The following is a 15,430-nucleotide window of genomic DNA, read 5'->3' on the forward strand; positions in this document are numbered from 1 at the left end:
GCCAGACCTTGGGAGGTCGTATTATTCGGCCGGCTGGACCGATGCCGGAAGCGAATCCACATCGGCGATGCCGGTGAACTCTTCCTTGCCGCTCAGAACGCGGGCAAGCTGGTCCTGATCCAGTTCGCCTTCCCAGCGGGCGACGACGATGGTGGCGACCGCATTGCCGACGAAGTTGGTGAGCGCACGGCATTCCGACATGAAGCGGTCGATGCCGAGGATCAGCGCCATGCCGGCAACTGGAACCGAAGGCACGACGGAGAGCGTGGCTGCGAGCGTGATGAAGCCAGCGCCGGTGATGCCGGCCGCACCCTTGGACGAGAGCATGGCAACGAGCAGCAGGAGGATCTGTTCACCGAAGGAGAGGTGGATACCGGTTGCCTGTGCGATGAAGAGCGCCGCCAGCGTCATGTAGATGTTGGTGCCATCGAGGTTGAAGGAATAACCGGTGGGAATGACGAGGCCGACGACGGAGCGCTTGCAGCCCGCCTTTTCCATCTTGCTCATCAGGCCCGGCAGGGCGGCTTCCGAAGAAGAGGTGCCGAGAACCAGAAGCAGTTCTTCCTTGATGTAGCGGATAAGTGCGACGATCGAGAAGCCGTTGTAACGGCAGACGGCGCCGAGAACCACGAACACAAACAGGAAGGAAGTGATGTAGAACGTGCCGATCAGCATGGCGAGGTTTGTAACGGACGAGATGCCGTATTTGCCGATGGTGAAGGCCATCGCGCCAAAAGCGCCGATGGGAGCGGCCTTCATCAGGATCGCGACTAGCTTGAAGATCGGATACATCAGGGCATGCATGAAATCGGTGACGGGCTTGCCCTTTTCGCCGACGATGCCGAGCGCGATGCCGAAGAGAACCGAGAAGAACAGCACCTGCAGGATGTCGCCGCTGGCGAAAGCACCGACGATGGTGGTCGGGATGATGTTCATCAGGAAGCCGGTGATAGTCTGCTCATGGGCCTTGTCGGCGTAGGTCGCGACAGCCTTGGCATCCAGCGTGGCGGGATCGATGTTCATGCCGGCGCCCGGCTGCACGGTGTTGGCGACGATGAGGCCAACGATGAGCGCAAGCGTGGAGAATACCAGGAAGTAAATCATGGCCTTGCCGGCGACGCGGCCCACCTTCTTCATGTCGTTCATGCCGGCGATGCCGGTTGCGACGGTGAGGAAGATGACGGGAGCGATGATCATCTTGACGAGGCGGATGAAGCCGTCGCCGAGCGGCTTCAGCTGTTCGCCGAAGGTCGGATAGAAATGGCCGAGCGCGATACCGGCGATGATGGCCACCAGAACCTGAAAATACAGGTGCTTGTAAAATGGCATTTTGGCGTGGCCTGCGGCCACGGCTGTCGTATCGATCATGTTTTTTCCTCCTCGGCCTCACCCTGCCTTTATTGGCCTCCCGGGATCGCCGTGTCGTTGACGGCTTCGCGCCGATTGCGGAGTCATGTGCAATACGCATGCCAGACTTGTTTATTTGCTGTAACCGGCTGATTTCAAAAGTAGTTTTTATTGAGGCTTTGCTGGCTTACGGACGTTTGTGTGGAATTCCGGACAAAATCTCTTGCGATCTGTGCGTAAATCCGCACAATTATCCCATGACCTATCAGGATCAGGCACCTCATTCCCAGGCGAAGCGGCGGGCGCAATGGCTGGCGCTGGCGGGCCTGTGGCTGCTCGTCAGTCTTGGTGTTCTCCTGGTGGCCGATGAGTTCGCCCGCAACCAGGCGCTGCGGGTGGCGGGTTCCGACGCTGCCACGGACGCCGAACTGAAGATCGCGCTCCTGAATGTTGCGCTGGAGCGGCCGCGCGCCATTCCGCTGGTCCTGTCAGGAGATCCCGATCTTGCCGTGGCGCTGGATGGTGGTGGTGCTCCTGCCCTCGATCGGCTGAATCGCAAGCTGGAAGGGCTGATTGAAGGGACGCAATCCTCGGTGATCTATGTGACCGGGCCGACCGGATTGACCATTGCGTCGAGCAACTGGCGGCAGGCGGACAGCTTTGTCGGCTCCAATTATGCTTTTCGCGAATATTTCCAGGCGGCGATGAAGACCGGCATGTCCGAACATTATGCGCTTGGCAATGTCAGCCGCCGGCCGGGTCTTTATATCTCCCGCCGTATCGATTCCGCCGACGGGCGGCCGCTTGGCGTCGTCATCGCCAAGGTCGAGTTCAACCGGCTGGAGACCGACTGGAACATCGGAGGCAAACCGGTCTATGTGGTCGACAGAAACGGCGTCGTGCTGATGACCAGCGTGCCGGAATGGCGCTTCCGGACCGTCGCGCCGATTGATGAGGCGCAGCGGAAAATCATTTCCGAGAGCCTGCAATTTGGCAATGAGGCGCTTTCAACCTTGCCATTTCACGCTGCGCGGCGCTCAAGCGAGGGCGTTCCGCTCATTCATGTCGATCAACCGGGGAGCGAGCGCGGCGATTATTTGCAGCTCGAAATGCCGGTTCCGACCACTTCATGGACCCTGCATTATCTGCAGCCCGTGGCGCCGGCGCTGAACGCCACAATCCGCGAGGGCAGGGTGGTGGCGCTGGCGACGCTGATGCCGCTGATGGCGCTTTCGGCCCTGTGGCTGTGGCGCAGGCACAGGGCGCTTAAGGAAAAGGAAGAGGAACAGCGCGCCCGCACCGAGCTGGAAATGAAGGTGCAGGAGCGCACCCGCGACTTGACCAGAACCCGCGATCACCTGCAGGCCGAAATCGCCCTGCATGAAAAAACCACCGGTGAGTTGCGCAATGTGCAGCACGAGCTGGTGCAGGCCAACCGCCTTTCCATCCTGGGGCAGGTGGCGGCGGGTGTGGCGCACGAGATCAATCAGCCGGTGGCGACGATCCGCGCCTTTGCCGATAATGCCCGCACGCTGCTGAAACGCGACCGCATGTCCGAGGCCACCGAAAATCTCGAAAACATCGCGGCGTTGACCGAGCGCATCGGCACGATTACCGGCGACCTGAAAATATTGGCCCGGAAGGGCCGCACCGCCGCCGAACCGGTCAGCGTTCGCTTGGTCATCGAGGGTGCGGTCATGCTGTTGCGCAGCCGCTTTTCAGGGCAGATGGATGCGCTGGATATCGTATTGCCGGATCAGGACCTGAAGGTGCTCGGCAGCCGTATCCGGCTGGAGCAGATCCTCATCAACCTTCTGCAAAACGCGCTGGAAGCCACTGAAGAGACTGGGGCGGCCCGTGTCGAAGTTCGTGTGCGCGAAGAAGGCGACATGGTCGTGCTTTCCGTCAGCGACAATGGCACGGGCATTCCCGAAGCCATCCGCGCCCAGCTTTTTTCGCCATTCAACACATCAAAGGAAAGCGGCCTCGGCCTCGGTCTCGTCATATCCAACGATATTGCTTCGGATTATGGCGGGCGTATCGAGGTGGCAAGCAGCAAGGCGGGCACATGTTTTTCCGTATTTCTGAAGCGAGCATGACATGACGGCGGACGGAACCATATTCCTGGTGGATGACGACTCGCAGCTGCGCAAGGCGATGGTGCAGACGCTGGAACTTGATGGATTGCCGGTCACGTCGTTTTCTCGCGCAGAACAGGCGCTTGCGGCTCTGAACGAGGATTTCGACGGCGTCGTTATCACCGATGTGCGCATGCCGGGCATGACCGGGCTTGAGTTTTTCGACCATGTCCGCAAGATCGATGCCGATCTGCCTGTCATCCTCATCACAGGGCATGGCGATGTGCCGATGGCCGTCGATGCGCTTCACAACGGCGCTTATGATTTTATCGCCAAGCCATTTCCCGCCGAACGCATAGTGGAAAGCGCGCGCCGGGCGCTGGAAAAGCGCCGGCTGGTACTGGAAAACCGCGCCCTTCGCCGGGCGGCGGGACAGGCGGAGGATGATCTGCCGCTGATCGGTCAGACGCCCGCCATGGAGCGCCTGCGCACCACGCTTCGGCACATTGCCGATACCGACGTGGATGTGCTGGTGGCTGGCGAGACCGGCAGCGGCAAGGAAGTGGTGGCAACGGCCCTTCATCGCTGGAGCAAGAAACGCTCAAAAGGTAATTTCGTGGCGCTCAATTGTGGGGCGCTGCCGGAAACGGTGATTGAAAGCGAGCTTTTCGGCCATGAACCGGGAGCTTTTACCGGCGCGCAGAAAAAACGCGTCGGCCGTATCGAACATTCAAGCGGCGGCACCCTGTTTCTGGATGAGATCGAAAGCATGCCGCTTGCGGTACAGGTGAAGATGCTGCGTGTTCTGGAAATGCGCGAGGTCTCGCCACTCGGGTCGAACGAGGAGCGGCCGGTCGATATCCGCGTGGTGGCGGCGGCCAAGGTCGATCTTGGTGATCCATTCGAGCGCGGCACCTTTCGCGAGGACCTCTATTACCGGCTGAATGTCGTGACGCTGTCAATACCGCCGCTGCGCGAACGCAAGGCGGATATTCCGCTGCTGTTCTCCCATTTCGTCACGAAGGCCGCCAACCGTTTCAACATGCCGGTGCCGCAGATCAGCTCGGGCATTTCCCGCCGCCTCAATGATCATGACTGGCCGGGCAATGTGCGCGAACTCGGGCATTTCGCCGAAAGGGTGGTGCTGGGGTTGGAGACGGAACCGGCGGACGCGCCTGCATTGCAATCCGCGCTCCCCGCCTCCGGCACCTTGCCGGAGCGCATGGATGAGATCGAAGCGCGCATCATCCGCGAAACGCTGGAACAATCGAATGGCGACGTGGCGGAAACCATCGCCACGCTCGGCATAGCCCGCAAGACCTTTTACGACAAGCTGCAGCGGCACGGCATCAACCGGGCGGATTATGTGAAGAGCGGCGCGGCGTGAGCCGGCGCGGGGCCGGTTGACGCATGATGAAAAGCCGCGGACGTTTCCGTCCGCGGCCTGACAATAACGACCATAATTGTGCCGAAGGTCGGCTTGATCAACCCGCTACGCAGAAATGACGCTGGCCGTCATAATCCGTATAGGTCCCGGTGCGGGAATTGAAGCTCCGGTAACGCTGCGAGCAATAGTCGTACCAGGCGTTGGTCCAGGGCTCGATGGTGCGATAGGTGGCGCGCTGGCCGTAAACCGGGCGGCTGTCATAGACAGGTTGCGGGCGGTAGACCGGAGCGGGGCGATAAACAGGCTGCGGCTGGGGCCGATAGTAGCGATAGTCCGGCTCTTCATCGACATAGCTCGGCTCATAACGACGGGGCGGGTCGATATAGACACGCTCATCATCCACCGGCGCCGGGCGGGACATTGCGGAGCCGACGGCGACACCGGCTGCAAGACCGAGTACGCCACCCAGAATGGCAGCATCGCGACGATCACGGCGGTCCCAGTCGCCAGCGGATGCGCTGCTCAAGGGAACAATGGTAGCGGCGGCGACAGCAATTGTCAGAACTGTTTTAGCTGCAAAGGACGACATGGTGTGTTCTTCCGTACAGGTGGCAGGGTGCTGCCAGTTGCAAATTCGATGGTTAAGGAAATACAGCTCGGCTGCTGAACGGGCGCTGAATGAATTGTGGCGGACCGGCGGCTGCCCGCAATTCCTGTTTGCGTGCGCCGCACTTCGCGCTAGAACTCAAGAACAAACAGGACGCCCCGATGAGCCTTTCCCAGATAACCGTCAATTCCGACACCTCGCATGAAGACCGTGCCCAGGCCATTCGCGATACGCTGCGTGACGCCATTGTCGACCGCCGGCTTGCGCCGGGCACGAAGCTGTCGGAATCGGAAGTGGGAACGCTGTTCGATGTCAGCCGCACGGTGGTGCGCGCGGCATTGCAGATGCTGGCTTACGAAGGGCTGGTGAAGGCGGAACGCAACCGGGGGGCCTTCGTCTCCAATCCGACGCCGGACGAAGCGCGACAGGTTTTCGCCTCGCGCCGGCTGATCGAACCCGGCGTCGTGGATGCGGCAATCGAAAAAATCACGCCTGCGGCTGTGGCACGGCTAAGGGAGCATCTGGTGCAGGAAAGCCGCCACCAGCATGAACGTGGCCCGAGCGCCAGACGCGCGGAAATCAAGGCATCGGGCGATTTCCACCTAATGCTGGCCTCGCTTGCCGGCAATGCCATTCTGGAAAAATTCATGGACGAACTGGTCGCCCGCTCGTCGCTGGTGATCGCGCTTTATGGCCGCTCGGGTGTCTCGAGCTGCGGGCACAATGATCATGCCGATCTCTTGGATGCGCTGGAGGTAAAGGATGCGGCAAAGGCTCGTGCGCTGATGTTGCAGCATCTCGACCACATCGAGGCCGACCTTGACCTGCGCATGATGGAAGGTCTGGCACTGAAGGATGCGCTGGCGCTCTGATTGACCGCCCATCCCCGTCTAGAGGGGCGGGGATGCGCGGATTAATCGCGTGTCAGGCGGCGTAACGGCTGATCGCCAGATCGTGCGTATCTATCTCGGGCTTGTTCCCGCTGATGAGATCGGCAAGCACCCGTGCGGAGCCGCAGGACATGGTCCAGCCGAGCGTGCCGTGGCCGGTATTGAGATAAAGATTGCTGTATCGGGTAGCGCCGATGACAGGCGTACCATCCGGCGTCATCGGGCGCAGGCCGCACCAGAATTTCGCCTGGGTCTGGTCACCAGCCCCGCCGAACAGGTCTTCCACCGAATGAGCCAGTGTTTCCTGCCGCGCGGCCGGCAAATCCTTGCTGAAGCCGGCGATTTCAGCCATGCCGCCGGCGCGGATGCGTGAGCCGAGCCGCGTGATCGCCACCTTGAAGGTCTCGTCCATGACCGTGGAGACGGGCGCGCGCTCCTCCTTCACGATCGGAACCGTGATGGAATACCCCTTCACCGGGTAAACCGGCAGAGTAAGGCCAAGCTGGCGCAGGAATTGCGGAGAATAGCTGCCGAGTGCGGCGACGAAAATGTCAGCCTCCACCAGTCCCCGGGTGGTTTCCACCGCCTTGACACGTCCCGCTTCAACGATGGGGCGCATGATGCCGGTATCGTAAAGGAAGGTAACGCCGGCTTCTTCGGCCATGCGGGCAAGTTCGGTGGTAAACATGAAGCAATCGCCGGTCTCGTCGCCCGGCAGGCGCAGGCCGCCCACGATCTTCTCCTTCGCCGGCGCGAGGCCGGGTTCGATGGCGGCGCAGCCGTCGCGGTCGAGAATTTCGAAAGGCACGCCGCCTGCCGTCAGCACGTCGACATCCTTGCCGATGGCGTCGAACTGCTTCTGGGTGCGGAATACTTCGAGCGTGCCCTGCATGCGCTGGTCATATTCGATGCCGGTCTCTTCACGCAGGGCCATCAGGCAATCGCGGCTATATTCGGCGATGCGCACCATGCGGCTCTTGTTGATCGCATAACGCGCCGAGGTGCAGTTGCGCAGCATCTGGCTCATCCAGCGCCAGGCGGCCGGGTCGGCCGTCGGGCGGATGATCAGCGGCGCGTGTTTCATGAACAGCCATTTCATCGCCTTCATCGGAATGCCGGGTGCCGCCCATGGCGAGGAATAACCGGGGGAAACCTCGCCGGCGTTGGCGAAGCTGGTTTCCAGTGCTGCGGCCGGCTGGCGGTCGATCACCGTCACCTTGTGTCCGGCTTTGGCCAGATACCAGGCGGATGTCACGCCGACGACGCCGGCTCCGAGGATAGTGACGTTCATGATCGTCTCACTTGTGATTGACTGATGTTGAAGCAATGGCCGGGGTTTCACCCGGCTGAATGTAACTGCGGCGATAACGGCGTCCGAGGCCTGTCAGGATCTCATAGGCGATCGTGCCCGCATCGTCGGCAATGTCTTCCAGCGTCTGGTCTGGCCCGATCATCTGCACGAGACTGCCTTGCGTCAATGCGTCTTCGGGCAGGGCGGATATGTCGAGAATAATGCTGTCCATCGAAACGCGGCCCGCAATCGGCAGGCGCACGCCGTTATACCACGCCGCGCCGCGATTGCTGAGCGAACGCGGCAGGCCATCAGCGTAACCGGCCGCGATTGTCGCAAGGCGCGTCGGACCGGCTGCCTCGAAAGATCCGCCGTAACCGACCAGCGAACCGGCTGGAACAGTGCGGGTCTGGATGACGGCGAGGTCAAGACGAACGACCGGCTTCATCGGGTTGGGGCGGGCAACAGAGGGGGCGCCGCCATAAAGCGCGATGCCGGGGCGCAGGAGATGATTGTGGTAATCATTGCCCAGAAAGATGCCGCCGGAGTTGGAAAAACAGACCGGTACATCAGGGAAAGCAATGGCAGCTTTGCGCATCACCGAAAGCTGAGCGGCATTGGAGGCATGGTTCGGTTCGTCGGCGCAGGCGAGGTGGCTCATGATGAAGGCGATGTCGATACCATCAAGCAATTGCGGCTGCGAGGCGAGGACTTCAAGCTCTTCGGGGGAAAGGCCGAGACGGCACATGCCGGTATCGATCTGCACCGCGGCGGCAAGCCTTTTGCCAAGCTTCTTGGCATGGCCTGACCATTGAGCGATCTGCTCCAGTGAGTTCAGAACCGGGGTAATGGCCATGGCCGCGCAGGAGGTCTCATTGCCAGGCTGAAGACCATTGAGGACGAAAATCCGCACTTCTGCCGAAAGTCGGAGCCTGAGCGCCAGCGCTTCATCGATATGGGCGACGAAGAAATTGCGGCAACCGGCCTCGAACAGGGTCTGCGAGACGATATCCGCACCCAGGCCATAGGCATCGGCCTTGATGACGGCCGCCGTCTGCGATGCTGGCGCCATCGCCGCGAGGGTCAGATAATTGTCGCGCAATGCGCCGAGGTCGATGGTCAGATGACCGCTTGCACCACCGGCTGCCTGCTGGCGGCTGATCTGCATATCCATGTCGTTCACCCTCATTTTTATCTCATGAGGGTATTGCAACGATTATCGAATTTCTTGGCGATTGTTCGAAGGAAATGCGATAGAGTTCGTAATCACGCAATTTTCTTTTGCTAATTGGAATCTTCTATGTCGTCCCTCGATGCGACCGACCGCCATATCATCCGTCTGCTTCGGCTCAATGCCCGCATCAGCAATGCCAAGCTTGCTGCAGAGGTCGGACTTTCGGCATCCGCCTGCCTTCGCCGGGTCGATATTCTCGAGCGGGAAGGGATTATTCGCGGGTACACGGCACTGACCAGCGGTCTTGCCGGCGGCGAGGTGATTTCGGTCATCGTGCAGATCACGCTGGATCGGCAAACGGAGGATTTTCTCAACCGTTTCGAAAACGCAGTGCGGCGATATCCGGAAATCCGCGAATGTTATCTGATGACGGGCGGCTCGGATTATTTTCTGCGCTGCGAGGCGGAAAGTGCGGGGGATTTCGAGCGTATTCACAAGGAAATTCTGTCGAAACTGCCGGGGGTTTCGCGCATTCATTCGAGTTTTGCGATCCGGAATGTGCTGGCGACGCCGAAGGCGCGGTAGTTGCATTTTAAAAGCGGCAGAATATGCGGCCACCCCCCTCTGTCCTGCCGGACATCTCCCCCTCAAGGGGGGAGATCGGGTAGGGGTTCTGTTTCATTCCCACGCTATTCTTGCAACGCGCGATACGTTTCTAATTGTATGGTGGGCCACAGCCACTTGTCGATCTCCCCCCTTGAGGGGGAGATGTCCGGCAGGACAGAGGGGGGTAAGCCCCGCACTCTGCACTAACTCCACCACCGATAAAAATGATGCACCGGCCCCCGCCCATGTCCAACGGCAAGCCCCCGCCCGGCATCGAGCGCCCCGCTCAGATACTCCTTCGCAAGCCCCACCGCTTCCCGCAACTCACAACCCCTGGCAAGATAAGCCGTGATCGCCGCCGCCAGCGTGCACCCCGTCCCGTGGTCATTCTTCGTCTCCACCCGTGCCACGGAAAGCGCCTGCATGGCGCCGTCCGCAAACAGATAATCCGTACTCTGCGGCCCCTCACCATGGCCGCCCTTGATGAGCACGGCTTTTGCACCCGCTTTCAGGATCGCCTCAGCCTGACGGGTGATCTCCTTCTCCATGGTGGCCATCGGCGTGCCGGTCAGCAACGCCGCTTCCGGCAGGTTCGGCGTGACGATGGCGGCGAGCGGCAAAAGCTCGCGCCGCAATGTCTCGATGGCATCTTCATGCAGCAAACGGTCGCCTGACGTCGCCACCATGACCGGATCCAGCACCACCGGCTGTGATTGCTGCCGAAGCCGTTCGGCGATGGCGGCGATGGTTTCGATCCGCGATACCATGCCGATTTTCACCGCATTGACGGCAAGATCGGAGAATACCGCCTCCATCTGTGCGACGATGGTGGCGACGGAAATATCCTCCACCGCGGTCACGCCTCTGGTGTTCTGGGCGGTGATGGCGGTGATGACGCTGGCCGCATAGGCGCCAAGCGCTGAAAAGGTCTTGATATCAGCCTGGATGCCCGCGCCGCCGCCGCTGTCGGAGCCGGCAATGGTCAATGCAATTGATGTCATGGTTGTCTCGCTTTCAGCGTGGCGTCAATTGCGGAGCGGAAGTCCTTGGCCGCACTGGCAATATCGGCCGCACGAAAAATGGCGGAAATGACCGCGACACCATCCGCACCCGCCTTGATGACGGACGGTACACGCGCAAGATCGATGCCGGCGATGGCGCCCACCGGCATATCAGGTCGCCATTCCCTCAAAAGGGCGCGTAGCGTCGCAAAACCGTCGATGCCAACGGGCTTGTCCGGATTGACCTTGGAAACGGTTTCGAACACGCCGCCAATGCAGGCATAGTCGACGGGCATGGAAGCTGCCCGTTCGGCATCGGCACGGTTCTTGACGGTAAGGCCGATGATCGCCTTTTCACCGAGAATGCGCCTTGCGGTCTTTGCATCCATGTCGTCGGCGCCGAGATGCACCCCGTCCGCGCCAGAAGCGAGCGCCACATCCACACGGTCGTTGATGACAAGCGGCACGCCGGTGCCGGCGATGGCCTCATGAATGGCGCGGGCGTTTTCGATCATTTCCCGCGTAGAGCCGTGCTTGTCGCGATATTGCAGAATGGTCGCGCCGTTGAGTGCGGCGGCGAGAGCAAGCTCCGGCAGCGGTGCGACATCGCTAAGGCTTGCGTCGACCAGCGCGTTGAGGCGGTAATCAACCTTGTTCATGCTCGATCCTCGCGTGATTGATGATGTCCTCACCGGAAATTTCGGAAAGCGCATCCAGAAATGCCGGTTCGAATGTGCCGGGGCCTCCGGCGCGTCTGGCGGCGAGTTCGGCGGAAACGCCTGTCACGGCAAGGGCAGAGGCCGCCGCCGTCAGTGCGTCTTTTTCCACTGCCATGAAGGCGGCGATGACGCCGCCCGAGAGGCAACCCGTGCCAGTCACCTTCGCCATCCACGGATGGCCGTTGACGATCCTGACGCTGCGGGTCGTGTCGCTGAGGTGATCCACAGGCCCTGTCTCGATCCTCACTACATCAGGCACATCGCCGATCAGGCTCATTTCGGCGTGATTACCGCGCACGATGGTCGGGGAAAGTGCGATGAGTTCGCGCGCGAACTCCAGTCGCGACGGTGAATAATCGCAATGCACGGGGTCGACGATCCACGGCTTGCCGGAGGCATTGGCGATCTCTATCGCAAGCCGGATGACCTTGCGCCGTTCGGCATCCAGTGTGCCGAGATTAACGGTCAGTGCATCCGCCTTGGCCACGAAGCTCTCGATTTCCTCGAGCGAGGTGGTCATGGAAGGAATTCCACCGACGACGGTGATGCCGTCTGCGGTGAATTTCTGCACCACGGTGTTCATCAGGCAATGCACGCGCGGGCGCGTCTGCCGCACGCGCTCCAGAATTTCGGCGGCCTTTGCCGCTGTCGGATAAGTCGTCGTCATGGCTGTTGCAGCTCCACGGCGATGTCGCCCGCCGCCGGCGCCTGCTTGATCAGCTGCATCTCCTGCATGAAAGCGCCGAAACGTGCATAGCGGGTGCGGTCGAGTGCGGCCGGGCGCTTGGCGAAACGCGGCAGCGTGTCGAAGAAGGCCTGCTTGTTCAGCGCGTCATCAAGGTTCGGATAGGCCTTGATGAAAAGCTGCCAGGATTCCTGCGGGTGGTTGGTGATGAAGATCGCGGCCTGTTCCACGGCGGAGAGGAAACGCGGCAGGCGGCTGTCCTTTACGAGATCGCGATGGGTGACGAAGATCAGCTCGTCATAGGCCGGAACGCCATGTTCCTCGGGAAAGAAGGAGCGGCCCTCATGTCCCTCGAGCTTCATCTGCGTCAGCTCGAAATTGCGGAAACCGCCAAGCGTGGCATCCACCTTGCCAGCGATCAGCGACGGCGAGAGCGAAAAATTGACGTTGATGAGTTCGACATCATCCTTCGTCAGCCCGTCCTTTTCCAGCATGCGCTTCAGCATGGCATCTTCGAAGCCGGATACGGAAAAGCCGACCTTTTTGCCCTTCAGATCCTTCAGGCTCTTGATCGGCCCATCGGCGAGAACGGTGACGGTATTGAGGGGCGTTTCGACCAGCGTGCCGAAACGCACGAGTGGCAGGCCGGCGTCGTGGTCGAGATAGAGGTTCGGCTGGTAATGCACGCCAATATCGGCCTGTTTTGCCGAGACGAGACGCGGCACGGCGGAGGGGTCTGCGGGCGGAACCAGTTCCACCTCCAGCCCGGCATCGGCAAACAGGTCGCGTTCTTTTGCAATCACCATCGGCGCGTGATCCGGATTCACGAACCATTCGAGCAAAACGGTGAGCTTGTCGGCCGCCTGGGATTGCATGGGCGCAAGCACGCTTGCAGCCGCGACGACGAGGGAAAGAAGAGTTCGTTTCATGGTGCCGAAAGTCTCCGCAAATATCTGAAAGGAGTGGTGTGTTCTGTTTCTTTGGCCCAGGGGGCGAGATGGGCTGTCGAGAGATCGACGATAAGCCGCAGCAGCACCGCCATGACCGCGAGAATGGCCATGGCGGCGAACATGGTGTCGGTCTGCATCCGGGCATTGGACTGGATCATCACAAATCCGAGCCCTGCGGATGCGCCCACCCATTCGCCGATGACGGCGCCCAGCGGAGCGAGCGGCGCTGCCACCCTCAGGCCCGAGATCAGCGACGGGAGCGCCAGCGGCACACGCAACCGGGTGAGGACCTGCCAGTGGCTCGCCTTTGTCAGCGAAGCGGCGTCGAGGATGGCGCGCTCCGTGCGGTTGAGGCCGTCAGTGAAGGAGGACGCGACCGGAAAGAAGATGATGATCGCCGTCATGACCACTTTCGAGGCCATGCCGAAACCGAACCAGAGGACGAGAATGGGGGCGAGCACGAACACCGGAAAGGCCTGCAACACCAGAACCATGGGCCAGACGAGGCGGCCGAGGCGCGGGATGGCGGCAATGGTGAAGGCGACGAGAATGCCGGCGGTGATTCCCGCCGCAAGCCCGAGCGCCATTTCGCTGAAGGTTACCAGAGCCTGTCCGAGCAGGAAGCCGGGCTGGCGCAGGAAAGCGCCGGCAACATCGGCGGGCGATGGCAGGATATAGCGGGGTGGCGAAAATAGCCACGTCCCCGCCTGCCAGAAAACCAGCAGAAGACCGACACCGTTCAGCGCATGGGTGGCACGCATGGGCCGGACCTCAGACGCAAACGCACCATGTGCGAAGGGCGGAACGTTTCAGCATCATCATTCGTCTCCAGATGTGACAATCACGGAGATCAGGGCAAAGCGGAGAAGAGAAAGGGCAGCGCCCCTCGGGCGCGACAGTTCCGTTCCTACGCCGGCATGACCCGGATCAGGTACAAGGGTTCGGCGTGAAGCCATCTCAGTGCCGTAGCACACCCCTCGGAAGAGACTGATTTCGTATGAGAATTCAAAACCCATGTCAATATTCGGGCTTCAGATGTTCCGTTCTGCGCTGTTTCAGCGGCAAATTGCTAATAGAATTGCTAATATTTTCTCTAAAAGTATTTTCAGATGAATTATTATAATTGGCGGAATATTCTATTTGTTTTCAAAACAAACAAGAACTAATGATTCGTTTTGAAAACAAAAAAACGTGGAAAAACAGAAATAAAATCCGATATATTGACTAATGATGTCAATTTATACTAATATCCAGCATCATCAATATTTGAGAGGTTGAGGTCAGGATTTGTTAGGGAGATTTGTTCATGGGTGTTCATCCCAATCTTATGAGGCGTGAAAACGGCTACTACTACTTCGTCATGAATGTTCCGAAACGGCTAAAGCCGTTGACGAAACATCGCCAGATTTGGCGGTCTTTGAGGACGAAGGATGAGGCGACTGCACGGAGGCGATTGCCCGTTGAGCAGGTAAAATATGCCGTCCCCATGGACAACGATATTGTGCCGGATGACGTTCGCATTGATTACAGCGAGATAAAGTTGAAGGCAAAAAAGCTCAATGTTGAATATTTTCCTCACTCAGACTTGAGCAATCTCAACGTGTCGCAGTTGCTCCAAGCCTACGAAGCCAGAGAAAGTGTTAAGGCGCTCAAGTCCACGCTGAATCCAGTTGAGACCGTTGCGATTGCCGGGGCGCTGGAGACTCCACCCTTGCTGTGGGACAAAGCATTCAAACTATTTCAAGAGTTGTCGCCTGAGAAAGTCTTTGGCTTGAACGAAGTTGAGAAGAGGCGGAAGTGGCGTAGGTTTGAGCAGGCGACCGAAGACTTCTTGAAGCGGATGCCCACGCACACAGATGTTCTAAAAATAGAGAAACGCCATGTCGCGGAGTATCGGACGAAGCTAATTGCTGCGTGCGAAGAAGGGGAATTCAAGAGCGATGAAGCCAATAAGAAATTGATGTGGCTTCGGATCATCTTGGATGTCGTAATTTCCTCCCACTATCCAGAACGGGAAAACGTTTTTGGGAACTTCAAATCCATCAACCTTGAAGATGCTGCGAAACGGAAGCCGTTCACTGAAGCGGAAGTCAAAATTGCCAGAGCCGCGCTGAAAAAATCTTCGATGAAAGAGGAATGCAAAGCCATCGCGATCCTTGGCGAAATGACAGGCTGCGGGGTGCGTGAGCTTATTTGGATGGCACCAGAAGACATCCATCTTGACGGTCCGATTCAATTCATAAGTGTCCGCCCTAATTCTCTGCGCAAGAAGGTTAAAAAAGGCGGCGTTAGGCATAGAGACATTGTTCTTACCGCTGACGCGCTGGAAATCATGAAACGCTTCCCTAATGGCTTCCCTGCGTTCCACGATGGGCAGGGACCGACGCGGATGAACGCATCAATGTCGGAGTTTTTCAGAAAACTTGTTCCCGGCAAGGGTCACTATTCTTACCGCCATCGGCTTGATGATTTGTTGAAACGATCAGGCTGCGATCTTGGTTTGAAAAGCGCCATCATGGGGCATTCCGTCAAAGGTCACGCGGGATATTACGGGGAGGGGTATTCTCTTGAAAACCAGAAGGCAGCATTGGAAGCCGCATGGGCATACGCACGAAAAAATTAAACGAAAAACCAATATTATCAGAACGATATGCTGAGAAGTGAAATGAATTTATATTATGAATATCGGCATATC

General features: G+C 59.2%; 14 protein-coding genes and 1 riboswitch. Of the genes, 5 read left to right on the forward strand and 9 right to left on the reverse strand.

Features of this window, described 5'->3' with window-relative positions; all coding sequences use genetic code 11:
- Positions 1 to 21: 21 nt before the first annotated feature.
- Entirely contained in the window at positions 22 to 1,368 is a 1,347-nt protein-coding gene (locus V6R85_RS18990) for a dicarboxylate/amino acid:cation symporter (protein ID WP_112958616.1), read from the reverse strand.
- Positions 1,369 to 1,604: 236 nt separating this feature from the next.
- Here V6R85_RS18990 and V6R85_RS18995 point away from each other — a divergent pair, with 236 nt between their 5' ends.
- Positions 1,605 to 3,446, forward strand: coding sequence for a sensor histidine kinase (locus tag V6R85_RS18995; RefSeq protein WP_112958617.1), 1,842 nt, complete (start codon positions 1,605 to 1,607; stop codon positions 3,444 to 3,446).
- Position 3,447: 1 nt separating this feature from the next.
- Positions 3,448 to 4,812 (forward strand): sigma-54-dependent transcriptional regulator, encoded by a 1,365-nt coding sequence (locus V6R85_RS19000; RefSeq protein ID WP_112958618.1) that lies wholly within the window; start codon positions 3,448 to 3,450, stop codon positions 4,810 to 4,812.
- Positions 4,813 to 4,909: 97 nt separating this feature from the next.
- Here V6R85_RS19000 and V6R85_RS19005 read toward each other — a convergent pair whose 3' ends face one another.
- Positions 4,910 to 5,401 carry a BA14K family protein gene (locus V6R85_RS19005; protein ID WP_003506390.1) on the reverse strand — a complete coding sequence of 164 codons (492 nt, stop codon included), beginning with the start codon at positions 5,399 to 5,401 and terminating at the stop codon, positions 4,910 to 4,912.
- Positions 5,402 to 5,580: 179 nt separating this feature from the next.
- On the opposite strand from V6R85_RS19005, the gene V6R85_RS19010 reads away from it, so the two are divergent.
- Positions 5,581 to 6,291, forward strand: a complete 711-nt coding sequence (locus V6R85_RS19010) for a GntR family transcriptional regulator (RefSeq protein ID WP_112958652.1) — start codon at positions 5,581 to 5,583, stop codon at positions 6,289 to 6,291.
- Between the two features lie 52 nt (positions 6,292 to 6,343).
- Here V6R85_RS19010 and V6R85_RS19015 read toward each other — a convergent pair whose 3' ends face one another.
- Together V6R85_RS19015 and alr are read right to left on the reverse strand one after the other, a co-directional pair.
- Complete coding sequence (locus V6R85_RS19015; protein WP_112958619.1) at positions 6,344 to 7,600, reverse strand: D-amino acid dehydrogenase; 1,257 nt, start codon at positions 7,598 to 7,600, stop codon at positions 6,344 to 6,346.
- Between the two features lie 7 nt (positions 7,601 to 7,607).
- Positions 7,608 to 8,774, reverse strand: a complete 1,167-nt coding sequence (gene alr / locus V6R85_RS19020) for an alanine racemase (protein ID WP_111817955.1) — start codon at positions 8,772 to 8,774, stop codon at positions 7,608 to 7,610.
- Between the two features lie 126 nt (positions 8,775 to 8,900).
- Between alr and V6R85_RS19025 the strand changes: the two genes are divergently transcribed.
- Positions 8,901 to 9,359, forward strand: coding sequence for an Lrp/AsnC family transcriptional regulator (locus tag V6R85_RS19025; protein WP_003500727.1), 459 nt, complete (start codon positions 8,901 to 8,903; stop codon positions 9,357 to 9,359).
- 224 nt (positions 9,360 to 9,583) lie between these two features.
- Here V6R85_RS19025 and thiD read toward each other — a convergent pair whose 3' ends face one another.
- From thiD to V6R85_RS19050, 5 genes are read right to left on the reverse strand one after another with little or no spacing between them, the layout of a single operon-like run.
- Positions 9,584 to 10,381 (reverse strand): bifunctional hydroxymethylpyrimidine kinase/phosphomethylpyrimidine kinase, encoded by a 798-nt coding sequence (thiD, locus tag V6R85_RS19030; RefSeq protein ID WP_112958620.1) that lies wholly within the window; start codon positions 10,379 to 10,381, stop codon positions 9,584 to 9,586.
- A complete protein-coding gene (gene thiE / locus V6R85_RS19035; protein WP_003506409.1) occupies positions 10,378 to 11,040 on the reverse strand; it encodes a thiamine phosphate synthase in 663 nt (220 codons plus the stop codon). The genes thiD and thiE overlap by 4 nt, the downstream gene beginning before the upstream one ends.
- Positions 11,027 to 11,767 carry a hydroxyethylthiazole kinase gene (locus tag V6R85_RS19040; RefSeq protein WP_080864898.1) on the reverse strand — a complete coding sequence of 247 codons (741 nt, stop codon included), beginning with the start codon at positions 11,765 to 11,767 and terminating at the stop codon, positions 11,027 to 11,029. The genes thiE and V6R85_RS19040 overlap by 14 nt, the downstream gene beginning before the upstream one ends.
- Entirely contained in the window at positions 11,764 to 12,714 is a 951-nt protein-coding gene (locus V6R85_RS19045; protein ID WP_162724171.1) for an ABC transporter substrate-binding protein, read from the reverse strand. The genes V6R85_RS19040 and V6R85_RS19045 overlap by 4 nt, the downstream gene beginning before the upstream one ends.
- Entirely contained in the window at positions 12,711 to 13,496 is a 786-nt protein-coding gene (locus V6R85_RS19050; RefSeq protein ID WP_080866819.1) for an ABC transporter permease, read from the reverse strand. Before V6R85_RS19050 ends, V6R85_RS19045 begins: the two co-directional genes overlap by 4 nt.
- Before the next feature lie 126 nt (positions 13,497 to 13,622).
- A riboswitch (TPP riboswitch) is annotated at positions 13,623 to 13,723 on the reverse strand.
- A gap of 318 nt (positions 13,724 to 14,041) precedes the next feature.
- On the opposite strand from V6R85_RS19050, the gene V6R85_RS19055 reads away from it, so the two are divergent.
- Complete coding sequence (locus tag V6R85_RS19055; protein WP_112978670.1) at positions 14,042 to 15,358, forward strand: DUF6538 domain-containing protein; 1,317 nt, start codon at positions 14,042 to 14,044, stop codon at positions 15,356 to 15,358.
- Positions 15,359 to 15,430: the final 72 nt, after the last annotated feature.

It is taken from the genome of Agrobacterium sp. CCNWLW32, from assembly GCF_037083425.1.
Taxonomy (GTDB): domain Bacteria; phylum Pseudomonadota; class Alphaproteobacteria; order Rhizobiales; family Rhizobiaceae; genus Agrobacterium; species Agrobacterium radiobacter.

What these genes read in the sequence shown, in the direction of transcription:
- V6R85_RS19045 (WP_162724171.1), bottom strand. Translation starts at nt 12,714, where the DNA reads ATGAAACGAACTCTTCTTTCCCTCGTCGTCGCGGCTGCAAGCGTGCTT.
- V6R85_RS19005 (WP_003506390.1), bottom strand. Translation starts at nt 5,401, where the DNA reads ATGTCGTCCTTTGCAGCTAAAACAGTTCTGACAATTGCTGTCGCCGCC.
- thiD (WP_112958620.1), bottom strand. Translation starts at nt 10,381, where the DNA reads ATGACATCAATTGCATTGACCATTGCCGGCTCCGACAGCGGCGGCGGC.
- V6R85_RS19010 (WP_112958652.1), top strand. Translation starts at nt 5,581, where the DNA reads ATGAGCCTTTCCCAGATAACCGTCAATTCCGACACCTCGCATGAAGAC.
- V6R85_RS19055 (WP_112978670.1), top strand. Translation starts at nt 14,042, where the DNA reads ATGGGTGTTCATCCCAATCTTATGAGGCGTGAAAACGGCTACTACTAC.
- thiE (WP_003506409.1), bottom strand. Translation starts at nt 11,040, where the DNA reads ATGAACAAGGTTGATTACCGCCTCAACGCGCTGGTCGACGCAAGCCTT.
- V6R85_RS19025 (WP_003500727.1), top strand. Translation starts at nt 8,901, where the DNA reads ATGTCGTCCCTCGATGCGACCGACCGCCATATCATCCGTCTGCTTCGG.
- V6R85_RS19000 (WP_112958618.1), top strand. Translation starts at nt 3,448, where the DNA reads ATGACGGCGGACGGAACCATATTCCTGGTGGATGACGACTCGCAGCTG.
- V6R85_RS18990 (WP_112958616.1), bottom strand. Translation starts at nt 1,368, where the DNA reads ATGATCGATACGACAGCCGTGGCCGCAGGCCACGCCAAAATGCCATTT.
- V6R85_RS19015 (WP_112958619.1), bottom strand. Translation starts at nt 7,600, where the DNA reads ATGAACGTCACTATCCTCGGAGCCGGCGTCGTCGGCGTGACATCCGCC.
- V6R85_RS19040 (WP_080864898.1), bottom strand. Translation starts at nt 11,767, where the DNA reads ATGACGACGACTTATCCGACAGCGGCAAAGGCCGCCGAAATTCTGGAG.
- V6R85_RS19050 (WP_080866819.1), bottom strand. Translation starts at nt 13,496, where the DNA reads ATGCGTGCCACCCATGCGCTGAACGGTGTCGGTCTTCTGCTGGTTTTC.
- alr (WP_111817955.1), bottom strand. Translation starts at nt 8,774, where the DNA reads ATGGATATGCAGATCAGCCGCCAGCAGGCAGCCGGTGGTGCAAGCGGT.
- V6R85_RS18995 (WP_112958617.1), top strand. Translation starts at nt 1,605, where the DNA reads ATGACCTATCAGGATCAGGCACCTCATTCCCAGGCGAAGCGGCGGGCG.